Source organism: Xanthomonas sp. SHU 166, assembly GCF_000364685.1.
Taxonomy (GTDB): domain Bacteria; phylum Pseudomonadota; class Gammaproteobacteria; order Xanthomonadales; family Xanthomonadaceae; genus Xanthomonas_A; species Xanthomonas_A sontii.
In genome coordinates this window covers 1-13,990 of sequence record NZ_AQOJ01000016.1, presented here as the reverse complement: position 1 = coordinate 13,990, position 13,990 = coordinate 1, and the positions used below count along the sequence as shown (strand labels likewise).

Annotated in this window: 10 protein-coding genes, 1 pseudogene and 1 riboswitch; of the genes and pseudogenes, 3 read left to right on the top strand and 8 right to left on the bottom strand. The window is 69.1% G+C overall.

The features are described 5' to 3' along the window. From D180_RS00985 to D180_RS00970, 4 genes are all read right to left on the bottom strand, one after another. A partial coding sequence (locus D180_RS00985; protein WP_043090254.1) for a hypothetical protein occupies positions 1–493 on the bottom strand: 493 nt, incomplete at its 3' end. Positions 494–1,010: 517 nt separating this feature from the next. Beyond that, entirely contained in the window at positions 1,011–1,541 is a 531-nt protein-coding gene (locus D180_RS00980; protein ID WP_017911298.1) for a GNAT family N-acetyltransferase, read from the bottom strand. Positions 1,542–1,545: 4 nt separating this feature from the next. Further along, positions 1,546–1,956, bottom strand: a complete 411-nt coding sequence (locus tag D180_RS00975; protein WP_017910138.1) for a hypothetical protein — start codon at positions 1,954–1,956, stop codon at positions 1,546–1,548. Positions 1,957–2,006: 50 nt separating this feature from the next. Next, on the bottom strand, positions 2,007–3,257 hold the full coding sequence (locus D180_RS00970) for a multidrug effflux MFS transporter (RefSeq protein ID WP_043090252.1): 1,251 nt from the start codon (positions 3,255–3,257) through the stop codon (positions 2,007–2,009). A 288-nt stretch (positions 3,258–3,545) separates the two neighbouring features. Then, positions 3,546–3,650, top strand: a riboswitch (glycine riboswitch). A gap of 102 nt (positions 3,651–3,752) precedes the next feature. Here D180_RS00970 and gcvP point away from each other — a divergent pair. Together gcvP and D180_RS00960 are read left to right on the top strand one after the other, a co-directional pair. After that, the gene (gene gcvP / locus D180_RS00965; protein WP_017911296.1) at positions 3,753–6,614 is read left to right on the top strand and encodes an aminomethyl-transferring glycine dehydrogenase; all 2,862 of its coding nucleotides are present in this window, start codon (positions 3,753–3,755) and stop codon (positions 6,612–6,614) included. Positions 6,615–6,846: 232 nt separating this feature from the next. Beyond that, positions 6,847–8,961: a catalase gene (locus D180_RS00960; RefSeq protein ID WP_017911295.1), complete on the top strand. Its 2,115-nt coding sequence runs from the start codon at positions 6,847–6,849 to the stop codon at positions 8,959–8,961. Between the two features lie 816 nt (positions 8,962–9,777). Here the strand turns inward: D180_RS00960 and D180_RS00955 are convergent. After that, on the bottom strand, positions 9,778–10,941 hold the full coding sequence (locus D180_RS00955; RefSeq protein ID WP_017911294.1) for a zinc-dependent alcohol dehydrogenase: 1,164 nt from the start codon (positions 10,939–10,941) through the stop codon (positions 9,778–9,780). Between the two features lie 155 nt (positions 10,942–11,096). Here D180_RS00955 and D180_RS00950 point away from each other — a divergent pair, with 155 nt between their 5' ends. Next, positions 11,097–11,447 (top strand): nucleotide pyrophosphohydrolase, encoded by a 351-nt coding sequence (locus tag D180_RS00950; protein ID WP_017911293.1) that lies wholly within the window; start codon positions 11,097–11,099, stop codon positions 11,445–11,447. 367 nt (positions 11,448–11,814) lie between these two features. On the opposite strand, the pseudogene D180_RS24120 reads toward D180_RS00950, so the two are convergent. The 3 genes and pseudogenes from D180_RS24120 to D180_RS00935 all read right to left on the bottom strand — a co-directional run. Beyond that, positions 11,815–12,330, bottom strand: a pseudogene (locus D180_RS24120) (DUF6496 domain-containing protein); the annotation flags it as partial. Positions 12,331–12,454: 124 nt separating this feature from the next. Then, positions 12,455–13,027 carry a phosphatase PAP2 family protein gene (locus D180_RS00940; RefSeq protein ID WP_017911291.1) on the bottom strand — a complete coding sequence of 191 codons (573 nt, stop codon included), beginning with the start codon at positions 13,025–13,027 and terminating at the stop codon, positions 12,455–12,457. 366 nt (positions 13,028–13,393) lie between these two features. Then, positions 13,394–13,990, bottom strand: a 597-nt coding sequence (locus D180_RS00935; RefSeq protein ID WP_017911290.1) for a DUF763 domain-containing protein, incomplete at its 5' end; no start/stop codon positions are given.

Here is a 13,990-nt window from a genome sequence, read left to right as displayed (position 1 = left end):
CCTGCCAGTAATCCAGGTCCATGGCGTTCTGCGCCACGAAGCGCCGCACCTCGTTGTCGTTGGCGGCCAGCGCGCCCTGGCTGGTCCCGATGCCGTCGCGCTGCGACTGCACCTGCTTGAACTGCTCGTTGCGCTGGATCAGGCGCTTGAGCATGCGCACCGTCTCGTTGTACTGGGCGTTCTTGGCCATCACGATGCGCGCGCAGACCTTCATCTGCTCGTCGACCGCGCTGCCGTTCATGTCCGGCGCCAGCGCCTTAAACTGGTTCATCAATCCGGCGATGCCGCTCTGGCTCGCGCCCGGGCAGCTATCCTCCAGCCCGTAGTCCTGGGGACGCTCGGGAAAGTTGTCGGCCATGGTGGAGTCGCCGAACTGCAGCCGCTGGAGCTTGATGAGCTGCTGCTGGTAGTGCTCCAACTGCATCTGGTACTGCTTGATCGTCTCGCCCCAGCGTTTGGCCTGCTCGGCGTATTCCTGCAACGCCTTGGCCATCGACATCGGGTCGTTGACGATCCAGGTGGCATTGGCGGGTCCGGCAGCCAGGAAGGCGGCGAGCGCGACACCTGCGAACAGGCGCGACAAGCGGGGGCGACGGGTCGAGGAGTGGGTCATGGGCGATCTCGGCAGGTCTCGTGCGATACAGGGCGCAGCGACGGTTTCCAGCTGCTGTGCGTGGGCGGCAGAGGCCGACGGACAGCCGTCGGCGGCAGCAGCGGAGCCACTGAATGGTCGGATTGGGGAACCTGCTGCGGCCATAGTCCTTTATGAGCGGATGAGGCAGGGTGCGGCGGACTCTTGCATGATGTGCATTCCATTTCCACCGTTCCATGCGGCCCCGTAGGGAAGCACATTCAGCGAAGCCAGGCACGCCAATGGTTTCGCCGATCAGGGTAGGAAAACTCCGACATTGCGTCGCGGCATGTCCCGAGCCAGCCAGCGACGCCGTCACCGCCGGTTTTGCGCAGCCAGGTCCGCGCCAGCCCGCCCAGGCCGACCGCGGTGCGCCAGCTCAGTCGTCGGCGAGCCGCGCCCAGCGCTCGTGGTCGCGCCACACCCCGCCGATGCGCAGGTAGCGTGGCGAATAGCCTTCGCGGCGGAAGCCGGCGCGCTGCGCCAGCGCCAGCGAGCGGGTGTTGTCCGGCTGGATGTTGGCTTCCACCCGGTGCAGGCCCAGTTCGGCGAAGGCGTAGGCCACGCACAGGCGCAGCGCATGCGTCATCAGTCCGCGACCTTCGCAGCCGGCCATAGCGTGGTAGCCGAGGTAGGCGCTCTGGAAACAGCCGCCGACCACCTGGCTGAAGGTGAACAGGCCGGCGAGCGCGCCGCTGCTGCGTTCGCGCGCCAGTAACGCGATGTTGCTGCCGTCCAGAGTCTGCGCGTACCAGGCCTCGAAGCCCGGCACATCGGTGAACGGGTAGGTCCACGGGTGATGCAGGGCGACGCTGGCGCGGTGCGCCTGGATCAGCGCGATGCCGTCGCGGCGCCGCACCCGCGCCAGCGACACGGCCTCCTGCGCAGCCTGGCCCGCGCTCTGGCCCATGGCCTCAGGCCGGAGCCGCCGCGCCGTCGTCGCGACGCATGACCTGGGCGTGGCGCGTCTTGAACTCCTCGAAGCTCAGGCCCTGCGCCTGCGCATCGGCCTGCGCCGCGTCCTTCAGCGCGTCCGAGTACATCAGCCGCACCGGCGTGCCGGCGCGCTCGTGCAGCTCCGCCGCCTGCATGATCAGCGACAGCACTTGCGCGGCGCTCTCGCTCTGGCCGGCGATGCGCCCGTCCATGCCCAACACCCACTCGCCGTCGCGGCGCACGATGCCGGCCAGCAAGGTGCGCTGCTGGTCGCGCAGTTCCGCATGCGGTTCGATGGGCGCGGCCGGCGCGGCGCCCTCGGCGCGGTGGCGCAGGCGCTCGGCCAGCTTCTTGCGCAGGTCGCGGCGCTGCTTGGACTGGATGGACATGCGGTTTCCTCAACGATGACCCGACGACGATAGCCCAACCGCGGCGATGCTCACAGCGGGTCGGCCGGTTCCAGCCGCGGCACCTGCGCATCCGGCCACGGCAGGCGCTTGCCGCTGCGCCGCTCCCAGCGCCAGAAACCCCAGCCGAGCAGGAAGAACGCGCCCGAGCCCAGCGCCAGGTGCAGGGCATGGCCGCTGAGCAGCGGCGACAGCACCCCGGCCACCAGCACGGTGACCATCAACTGGGTGAAGGCCTGCAGCGAGGAGGCCAGCCCGCGCTGGCGCGGATACATGTCCAGCACCGCCAGCGCCAGGATCGGGAAGATCAGCGCGGTGCCCAGGCCGGCGAAGAAGATCGGCAGCACCGCCCAGGGCAGCGCGATGGCCGGCGCCAGCGCGGTGTAGGCGATGTTGCCGGCCATCGACAGGCCGCAGCAGACGAAGCCGAAGCGCACCTGGCGCATCGGCCCCAGCCGCCCGGCCATGCGCCCGGACAGGAACGCGCCCAGGGTCATGCCGCCGATGGTGGGCAGGAACAGCCAGGCGAAGTCGCGCTCGGTCTTGCCCAGCAGGTCGATCATGAACACCGGCGCCGAGGCGATGTACAGGAACACCCCGCCGAAATTGAACGCGCCGGCCGCGGCCAGCCGCTGGAACCGCGGATTCAGCGCGATGCCGATGTAGTCGCGCAGCAGCGTGCGCGGCGCCAGCGGCGTGCGCGCCTGCGGCGGATGCGTCTCCGGCATCCAGCGCAGGGTCGCGACCAGCAACAGCGAGGAGAAGCCGACCAGGAACCAGAAGATCGTCGGCCAGCCGCGGCCGCTGCCCAGGATCCAGCCGCCGATGACCGGCGCGATCGCCGGGGCGATGCCGAAGATCATCGACACCTGGCTCATCAGCCGCTGCGCATCGTCGCCGTGGAACAGATCGCGGATCACCGCGCGACCGACGATCATGCCGACGCCGGCCGAGACGCCCTGCAGCGCGCGGAACACCAGCAGGGTCGGCAGGTCGCGCGACAGCGCACAGCCGGCCGAGGCCAGGATGAACACGACCAGCCCGGCCACGATCACCCGGCGCCGTCCCAACGCGTCGGACAGCGGCCCGTGGGCCAGGCCCATCAGCGCGTAGGCCAGCAGGTACACGCTCACCGTCTGCTGGATCGCCACCGGATCGGCATGCAGGCGCTGCGCCAGCTGCGGGAACGCCGGGAAGATCGTGTCGATGGAGAACGGACCGAACATCGCCAGCCCGGCCAGCAACAGGGCCATGCGGCGTGTGGACACGGACGGGAGCGTCATGGGGACATCATCCTGAAAGCCGGCCGCGGCGGCCGCAGGACAGGCGCACGCGCGGCGACGCCGTCCGGCATGGACGGGCGCGAGAAAAGGGAGTGCGGCCATGATACGCGCTGCGGCCGCAGGCGCGCATCCGCCGCGGCTTGCCCATTCAGGCTGGCGTGGGCGCGCGCGGCCCGCCGTGGGCGCCGCCGGCCACGTTATAATCGCGGCGCAGCAAGGTGGGAGAAGCGGGGCGACCCGCTGCCGAAGGCGCAAACGCCCGTAATCGCTCAGGCCCGATACCACCCGCACCAAGACTCTGGAGAGACCGGTCAAACCCGGCGCCGAAGGGGCACGAAGCGCAGCGCCAGCCGCCGCTTCCAAACTCTCAGGCAAAAGGACAGAGGGGCATTGGGAAGACGCGTGCTTCCCGTCGATCGTGCCCGCCGCTGCGGCCCGACGACGGCCTTGCGCGCGTCCCCGCCTCCTCGTGCCTTCCTCAGCCGGACGACTGCCATGTCTCACACCTCTTCGCTGCGCGACCTCGAACACCACTGCGCCTTCATCGAGCGCCACATCGGCCCGAACGACGCCGAGATCGCGCACATGCTGCGCACCGTCGGCCACGACTCGCTGGAGGCGATGACCGACGCCATCGTGCCCGGCAACATCAAGTCGCCCGCCGCGCTGGCGCTGCCCGACGCCATCACCGAGGAGGAGGCGCTGGCCAAGATCCGCGCCATCGCCGACAAGAACACCGTGTTCCGCAGCTTCATCGGCCAGGGCTACTACGGCACCCACACGCCGAAGGTGATCCTGCGCAACATCCTCGAGAACCCGGCCTGGTACACCGCCTACACGCCGTACCAGGCGGAGATCTCGCAGGGCCGCATGGAAGCGCTGATCAACTTCCAGACCATGTGCGCCGACCTCACCGGCATGGAAATCGCCAACGCCTCGCTGCTGGACGAAGCCACCGCCGCGGCCGAGGCGATGACCCTGGCCAAGCGCTCGGCCAAGTCCAGGTCCGACACCTTTTTCGTGCACGACGCGGTGCACCCGCAGACCCTGGAACTGCTGCGCACCCGCGCCGAGCCGCTGGGCATCGTGCTGCGCGTGGGCACGCCGGAGGAAGCGCTGCAGGCCGAGTGCTTCGGCGTGCTGCTGCAGTATCCGGACAGCTTCGGCCACATCGGTGACCACCAGGCGCTGGCGGACGCGGTGCATGCGCAAGGCGGCCTGGTCGCCGTCGCCACCGACCTGCTCGCGCTGACCCTGATCGCCGCCCCCGGCGAATGGGGCGCGGACATCGTCGTCGGCAATTCGCAGCGCTTCGGCGTGCCGTTCGGCTTCGGCGGCCCGCATGCCGCGTTCATGGCCTGCCGCGACGCCTACAAGCGTTCGATGCCGGGCCGCCTGATCGGCGTGTCGATCGACGCCGCCGGCAACCCCGCCTATCGCCTCACCCTGCAAACCCGCGAGCAGCACATCCGCCGCGAGAAGGCCACCTCCAACATCTGCACCGCGCAGGTGCTGCTGGCGGTGATGGCCTCGATGTACGCGGTGTACCACGGCCCCGAGGGCCTGGTGCGCATCGCCCGCCGTACCCACCGCCTGGCCGCGATCCTCGCCGCGGCGCTGCGCGGCGCCGGCGTCGCCGTCGGCGAGCGCTTCTTCGACACCCTGCACGTCACCGGCGTCGATGCCGAGGCCATCCACGCCAAGGCGCGTGCGGCCGGCATCAACCTGCGCGCGATCGACAGCGCGTCGCTGGGCATCAGCCTGGACGAGACCGCCACCCGCGCCGACGTGGTCGCGCTGGCGCAGCTGTTCGGCGCGCAGGCCGACGTGGACGCGCTCGACGCCGCCACCGCCGATGCGCTGCCGCCGCAACTGCTGCGGCACAGCGCGTTCCTGCAGCACCCGGTGTTCAACACCCACCACAGCGAGCACGAACTGCTGCGCTACATGCGCGCGCTGGCCGACAAGGACCTGGCGATGGATCGCACCATGATCCCGCTGGGCAGCTGCACCATGAAGCTCAACGCCACCGCCGAGATGATCCCGGTGACCTGGCCGCAGTTCGGCGCGATCCATCCGCTGGCCCCGGCCGAGCAGAGCGTCGGCTACAAGCAGCTGATCGACGAACTGGAAGCGATGCTGGTCGAGTGCACCGGCTACGACGCGGTCAGCCTGCAGCCCAACTCCGGCGCGCAGGGCGAGTACGCCGGCCTGCTGGCGATCCGCGCCTACCACCGCGTCCGCGGCGAAGGCCACCGCGACATCTGCCTGATCCCCGAATCGGCGCACGGCACCAACCCGGCCTCGGCGCAGATGTGCGGCATGACCGTGGTGGTGACCAAGTGCGACGGCAACGGCAACGTGGACGTCGCCGACATCCGCGCCAAGGCCGAGAAGTATTCGGACCGTCTGGCCGCGCTGATGATCACCTACCCGTCCACCCACGGCGTGTTCGAGGAAGACGTGGTGGCGATCTGCGAAGCGGTGCACGCGCACGGCGGCCAGGTCTACACCGACGGTGCCAACATGAACGCGCTGGTCGGCCTGGCCAAGCCCGGCAAGTGGGGCTCGGACGTGTCGCACCTGAACCTGCACAAGACCTTCTGCATCCCGCACGGCGGCGGCGGCCCCGGCGTCGGCCCGTGCGCGGTGAAGGCGCATCTGGCGCCGTACCTGCCCAAGACCCTGGGCGGCGACGGCGAGGTCGGCATGGTCAGCGCCGCCAGCTTCGGCAGCGCCTCGATCCTGCCGATCAGCTGGATGTACATCACCATGATGGGCAACAGCGGGCTGCGTAAGGCCACCCAGGTGGCGCTGCTCAACGCCAACTACATCGCCAAGCGCCTGGCGCCGTACTACAAGACGCTGTACACCGGCCGCAATGGCCTGGTCGCGCACGAATGCATCCTCGACGTGCGCCCGCTGGAGAAGACCAGCGGCATCGGCGCCGAGGACATCGCCAAGCGCCTGATCGACTTCGGCTTCCACGCGCCGACGCTGAGCTTCCCGGTCGCCGGCACGCTGATGGTGGAGCCGACCGAGAGCGAATCGCAGCACGAGTTGGACCGCTTCATCGACGCGATGATCCAGATCCGCGAGGAGATCGCCGCGATCGAGGACGGCCGCCTGGACCGCGAGGACAATCCGCTCAAGCACGCCCCGCACACCGCCGCGCAGGTCACCGCCAGCGAGTGGACCCACGCCTATCCGCGCGAGCTGGCCGCGTTCCCGCTGCCCACGCTGAAGCAGCAGAAGTACTGGCCGCCGGTGGCGCGCGTGGACAACGTGTACGGCGACAAGAACGTGATGTGCGCGTGCATCCCGGTGGATGCGTACAAGGAAGACGCGGTGGTCTGAGCCGCGTTCTCGTTCGACGCTGCACCCGAGACCCAGCCTCGTGCGCGAGGCTGGGTTTTTTTATGCGTGCGCAGCGCGCGTACCGAGGTAGACAAGTGCGCGCGATGCGGCGCGTTGCACGACTCGTTCACGCCGCGCCGCCCAGGATCGGGACTTCCGCCGCGCCCGCATCCTCACGCACCGGGCACCCCACCGCGACGCCTTCTTCCGCCACGCACCGGAGCGATCTCCCATGGCCAGCCGCAAGCGCACGCCCAGCGATTCCGCATCGTCCACCGCCCTCGCCTCCACCGCCGCGCCCGCCGATCAGCGCGGCCATGGCGACGAACTGCACCAGCAGGCCGGCGGCACGCATCCGCCGCTGACCACCAACCAGGGCATTCCGGTCGCCGACAACCAGAACTCGCTGCGCGCCACGCCGCGCGGGCCGACGTTGCTGGAAGACTTCATCCTGCGCGAGAAGATCACCCACTTCGATCACGAGCGCATTCCCGAACGCATCGTGCACGCGCGCGGCAGCGCCGCACATGGCTACTTCGAACTGACCAAGTCGCTGGCCAAGTACACCACCGCTTCGCTGCTCACCGAGGTCGGAGTGAAGACGCCGGTGTTCACCCGCTTCTCCACCGTCGCCGGCGGCGCCGGCTCGGTGGACACGCCACGCGACGTGCGCGGCTTCGCGGTCAAGTTCTACACCAAGGAAGGCAACTGGGACCTGGTGGGCAACAACATCCCGGTGTTCTTCATCCAGGACGCGCTGAAGTTCCCCGACCTGATCCACGCGGTGAAGATGGAGCCGGACCGCGGCTTCCCGCAGGCGGCCAGCGCGCACGACACGTTCTGGGACTTCGTCTCGCTGATGCCCGAGTCGCTGCACATGATCATGTGGGCGATGCGCGACCGCACCATCCCGCGCTCGCTGCGCATGATGGAAGGCTTCGGCATCCACAGCTTCCGCCTGCTCGACGCCGAAGGCCGCAGCACGTTCGTCAAGTTCCACTGGCGGCCGAAGCTCGGCCTGCAGTCCACGATCTGGGACGAGGCGGTGAAGCTGGCCGGCGCCGACCCGGACTTCCACCGCCGCGACCTGTTCGAGGCGATCGAACGCGGCGACTTCCCGGAATGGGAACTGGGCGTGCAGTTGTTCACCCAGGAACAGGCCGACGCCTTCCCGTTCGACCATCTGGACGCCACCAAGCTGATCCCGGAGGAACTGGTGCCGCTGCAGATCGTCGGGCGCATGGTGCTGGACCGCTGGCCGGACAACTTCTTCGCCGAAACCGAACAGGTGGCGTACTGCCCGGCCAACATCGTGCCCGGCATCGACTTCTCCAACGACCCGCTGCTGCAGGGCCGCCTGTTCTCGTACCTGGACACCCAGCTCAGCCGCCTGGGCGGGCCCAACTTCCACCAGTTGCCGATCAACGCGCCGAAGTGCCCGTTCGCCAACATGCAGCGCGACGGCCACATGCAGATGGGCGTGCCCAAGGGCCGCGTCGCCTACGAACCCAGCTCGCTGCAGGCCGACAGCCCGCGCGAGACCGCGCGCGGCTTCGTCAGCCACCGCACCCAGCCCGACGACGGCGCCAAGGGCCGTGTGCGTGCCGAGAGCTTCGCCGACCACTACAGCCAGGCACGGATGTTCTACCGCAGCCAGACGCAGCCGGAGCAGGCGCACGTGGCCTCGGCGCTGGTGTTCGAGCTGTCCAAGGTCGACACCGCGCACGTGCGCGAGGCGGTGGTCGGACACCTGCGCCACGTCGATCCCAAGCTGGCGCAGCGCGTCGCCGACGGCCTCGGCCTGGACGCGCTGCCGCCGGCGCCGCCGGCCGCGGTCGCGCCGCAGGACCTGCCGCTGTCGCCAGCGCTGCAGCTCATCGGCCGCATGAAGCCGACCCTGCAGGGCCGCGCGATCGGCATCCTGATCGACGAGGGCTCTGACGCGAAACTGGTGCGCGACCTGCGCAAGGCCGCCACCGACGCCGGCGCGGCGGTCAAGATCGTCGCGCCCAAGCTCGGCGGCGCCGTCCTCAGCGACGGCAAACGCCTAACCGCCGACGGCCAGCTGGCCGGCACGCCGTCGTTCGTGTTCGACGCGGTGGCGGTGGTGCTGTCGACCGAGGCCGGCAAGCGGCTGAGCAAGGAGTCGGCGGCCATCGACTTCGTCAGCAATGCCTTCGCCCACCTCAAGGCGATCGCCGCCGACGCCGGCGCGCAGCCGCTGCTGAAGGCCGGCAATGTGCAAAAGGATGCCGGGGTGGTCGAAGCCAGCGACAGCAAGGGCTTCGTGACCGCGGCCAAGACCCGGCAGTGGAGCCGCGAGCCGAAGCTGCGCCTGCTGGCCTGAGCAGGGCAGCGGTTCCCGCCATGGCGCCGCAGGGCTGGCGCCATGGCGATGCCGGGAAAGCTGACAGGGCGCCGGCTTCACGCGGAACCCGGGGCCACACGCTGGTCGCGATCCGGGATCTTCGGCACGCTGGCGATGCCATCGCCCCGGGGCAGCCACACCCTCGCCTGATGGTCGCGCCCGCGCGTTCTCCGGACTGCCGTGCCGCACAGGCAACGATACGACCGCGAGGCGCGATCGGCGCCCGTCGCCACCGCCCCGACCGCGACCCGGATGTGCCCCCTGCGAGGTCACGGCACAGGGTCCAAGGTCCGGCCCAATCGCGGCCGCAAAATCGCCTGGTCAATTTTTCGCCACCCCTCTTGACACTGTTGTGTCACGGGCCGGCATCTGCCTTATCCACAACCTTATGCAGAAGTCATCCACACCCCCTGTGGACAAGCCGCCGATGTCGCCCTCACCTCACCGGAACATCCAAGTGATTGATTCGTGGTCAAAAAGCTTGTCACGGACTTGACAAGAAGCGGGCGGGCCACTCCCGCGTGGCCGCCTGACAGCGACGGCGGGAAAAACTTATCCCGAGCCTCTGGGCGGCGCCTCTACATCGGAGCAAGGTGAAGGAGGCGTGAAATCTTCACCTGCTCGCGACGGACGGTTGGCGCTATGTCCCCCACTCGCGCCAGGCAGGCCGAACGCCCATGCCCAGGGGCGCAGGACCGCCTCGCAGGTGGTGCAACGCACCATGCTTTACACCCGTTCCGACACCTTCAGGCGCGGGCCGGGTGACCCGCCATGGGGCACCCGGCCACACCACGGTCACGGCGTCAGGATCACCTTGCGGCAGTCCTGCTCCTTCTTGTCGAAGATCGAATACCCCTGCGCCGCCTCGGCCAGGCTCAGGCGGTGGGTGATGATCTCGTTGGGCCGCAGCCGGCCCTCGCCGATGTGCTCCAGCAGTTCGGGCATGAAACGCTGCACATGGGTCTGGCCCATCTTGAAGCTCAGCCCCTTGTCGAAGGCATCGCCGAACAGGAAGCCGTGGATGAAGCCGGCATACACGCCCGGCACGCTGACCGTGCCACCGCGGCGGGTGGCGGCGATGCACTGGCGCAGCGCCGTGCCGCTGCTGCCTTCCAGCTTCAGCGTGGCCATCACCGTCTCCACCGTGCTGCCCTTGGCCTCGAAGCCTACCGCGTCGATGCTGGCGTCCACGCCACGCCCGTCGGTCTGGCCGACGATGATGTCGGCCGGATCGTCGATCTCCTCGAAGTTCAGCGGAATCACCCCGTAGGTGCGCTGGGCGAAGTCGAGCCGGTACGGATAGCGATCGACCATGAAGATCCGCTCGGCGCCGAGCATGCGGCAGCAGGCCGCGGTCATCAGCCCGACCGGGCCGGCGCCGAAGATCGCCACGGTACTGCCCTGACGCACGCCCGCGTTGACCGCCGCCTGGTAGCCGGTAGGCAGGATGTCGGACAGGAACAGCACCTGCTCGTCATGCAACACGTCCGGCACCACCAACGGGCCGACATTGGCCTTGGGCACGCGCACGTACTCCGCCTGGCCACCGGCCACGCCGCCGTACAGATGGCTGTAGCCGAACAGCGCCGCCGGCGGGCGGATGCCCTTCTGGTTCAGCGCCGCGCCCTTGCCGGTGTTGGTGGTCTCGCAGGCGGCGTATTCGGTCAGGCGGCAATGGAAGCACTCGCCGCAGGCGATCACGAACGGGATCACCACGCGGTCGCCCTTCTTCACCCGCTGCACGTCCGGGCCGACGTCTTCCACCACGCCCATGAACTCGTGCCCGAGCACGTCGCCGGTGTGCAGATCGGGGATCTTGCCGCGGTACAGATGCAGGTCCGAGCCGCAGATCGCGGTGGCGGTGACGCGCAGGATGATGTCGTCGGTCTCGACCAGCACCGGGTCGGGAACGGTTTCCACGCGCACGTCCCGGGTGCCGTGATAGGTCAGAGCTTGCATGGGTAGGTCCTTTCGTCTGCGAACACGTGCCCGCAGTGTCGCCGCCGATGCCGTGCATCGTCGGTGACCACGCCGTGAGTCCGATGTCGCGACCGCAGTGCCTGCGCGCGTGATTGCTGCTTTACCATGCGCCGTCCCCACTGCGAGCCGATGCCATGCCCGACAGCCTCCACGACCTGCAGGCCGCCCAGCGCGCCTTCGCCGACGCCCGCGACTGGGGTCAGTTCCACAGTCCGCGCAATCTCACCGCGGCGCTGTCGGTGGAAGCGGCGGAATTGCTGGAGCACTTCCAGTGGCTGGACGATGCGCAGAGCCGGCAACTGTCTGCAGAAAAAAAGCAGCAGGTCGGCAGCGAGATCGCCGACGTGCTGCTGTATCTGGTCCAGTTGTGCGACAAGCTGGAGATCGATCCGATCGACGCCGCGCAACGCAAGATGCTGGCCAACGCCGCCAAGTATCCGGTGGAGCGCGCCAAGGGCCGCATCACCAAGTACACCGAACTGTAAGACCCCGGCGAGTCGCGCCGATCGCGGATGCGTCGACGCGCGGCGGTGGCATCCGCCGCCGCGCGCCATGGAGCGACTAGCCGCTCGAGCGCGAACCGCGTGTGCGCAAGGACGACGTCTTGCCTGCGCGCTTGCTGGTCGTGCGTTTGCTGGATGCGCTCTTCTTCGCTGGTGTCTTCCTGGCGACCGCGGTTTTCGCCGTCGACTTTTTCGACGCTGTCTTCCTGGATGCCGTCTTCTTCGAGGCCGTCTTCTTGGTCGCAGTCTTCTTTGCCGAAGAAGTCTTGCTCGCCGCCTTCTTGCTCGCGGCCTTCTTGGCCGGCGTCTTCCTGGCCGAAGCGGTCTTCGCCGTGCGCTTCTTGGCGGCAGCCGTCCGCGTGCCGGCCTGTTTGGCCCGGGTCTTCGCAGCCTTCTTGGCCGCGCTCTTGCGCACCGTCGCGCCCTTGGTCTGCGCGGCCTTCTTCGCCGCGGCCGAGCGGCTGCTGGCACTGCGCTTCTTCGCTGCACGCTTGGTCTGCGTCGACAGCGCCTCGCTGCCCACCGTCTGCGTCGCGCTCTTGCCCTTGCTGGCGGTCTTCAGCGCCTTCTTGGCGCCGCGCGAGCGCGTTGGCGACGGCTTGGCCTGCTTGCCGCCCTTGGTCTCTTCCTGCGCAACCTTCTTCCTGGTGGCTTTCGACGCGGTCTTCGACGCGCCGGTCTTGACCCCGGCGCGGCGCGCCTTGGACAGGCCGATGGCGATCGCCTGCTTGGTCGACTTCACCTGGGTCTTGCCCTCGCGCACGCGGTCGATTTCCTCGCGCACGAACTCGCCGGCCTGGGTCGTGCCGGCCTTGCCTTCGCGCTTGGCGCGGCGCGCACGGGTGGTGGTGGATTGCTCCGGCATCGATACATCTCCTGAAAGCGGCCACGACGGCCATCGGCTCCGGGTGTAGCAACGCGCAGGTCAAGAGCAGGCATACGACAGGCGAAGCGCACGTGCATATGCCTGCACGCGGAAGACGGCGCCATCAGCTGTCGCGACCGCACAACGCCGGCGAATAGGTCTGGATGGCATGCTGGATCGGCGCGTGTCGTCCGTACATCAATGCGCCGACCAGGACCACCGACACGATGGCGTACATGCGCAGGCGCGCGGGCAACTGCGGCGCACCGCGCCACTGCAGATAGCACGCCGTCGTCGCGGCCCCGACCACCATACCGGCAGCGACCTCGGACAGGCTATGCGCTCGCGCGTAGACGCGGGCAATGGCGATCACGCTGGCGATGGCGAAACCGCAGGCGATCGCCAGACGAGGCCGCGGACGGGCGCGCAGGCACAGCATGCAGACCATCGGCCATACGCAGGCGGCGAGCATGGTGTGTCCACTGATCACCCGGAACTGCAGCGCGCGCAGCTCCACCCCACAGCCGGCGTAGAGAATCTTGGTCGCCCCGACCAGGGCCGCGGCGCTCGCCAGCAGGCCAAGCCACGTCGCCGCGGCACGCCATCCCGCGCTACCCAGCGCCAGCCACAGTGCGCAGACGAGCGCGAGCGGCAGCGTCATCGCCGCGTCGCCGAAGTTGCTGATGGCAGACCACATGCTGGGGAAAACGTCCTTCGGCGTACGCGTCGTTCGGAGCCACCGACACCGTGCGCCGGGGCGGCCATGATACGGGCGATCGCTCGAACGGGAGGAACCTGGCACGCGCTCAGACCGCGTCCCCTCCTCCGACCAGCGCTATGGCACGACAGCGGACTCCCGGAGAGGCGCAACCGTGATCTTCTGCGCGAGTGCCGACGGCAACGCTGACCACAAGTCCCTGCTTGTGGGAGGGACTTCAGTCCCGACTGCAACGAGGTCGGTTGCGCAGATGGACTCGCGCATTGCGGGCGAATCGCCGTCGACGCCTGCACGACACCCGACAGCCGGTTAGATCGCGTCGTACCCAGGCCACCAGCCGAACTCTTACTTTGCGCGTGCGGTGCGTCTCTCCGCCACAGCCTCCGGCGCCGGCTCCCAGCCGAACACACTGCGCCCGCCATAGGCGTGCGACTGCGCGCGTTCCTCGGCGATGTAGTCGTCCACCGACGGCCCGCGCGCGGTCGGTTCGAGCAGGCGCGCCTGCGCGTCCAGGCGGCGGATCGCGTCCAGTTTCTCTTCGCGGCCCAGCTTGGCCTGCGCCACCGCGGTCTTGAGCACGCCGATGGTGTGGTCGTAGACCCGCGTCGGCACCGGGAACGGATGCCGGTCCTTGCCGCCATGGGCCAGCGAGAACCGTGCCGGATCGCTGAAACGGCACGGCGCGCCGTGCAGCACCTCGGCCACCAGCGCCAGCGCGCGCACCGTGCGCGCACCAACGCCCGGCACCTGCAGCAGGTCGGCGAAATCGCGCGGCCCGCATTCGGCAGCGGCGGCCAGCGCACCGTGCAGTCGGCGCACTACGATGTCGCTGCCGCGCACGTCGTGGTGGTCGGGCAGCGACAGATGCGGCAGGTCGGCCGGCCTGCGCTCGGGCACCGTGGCGGCCGCCGGCGCGAACAGGTCGCCGGTCTCGGCGAACAG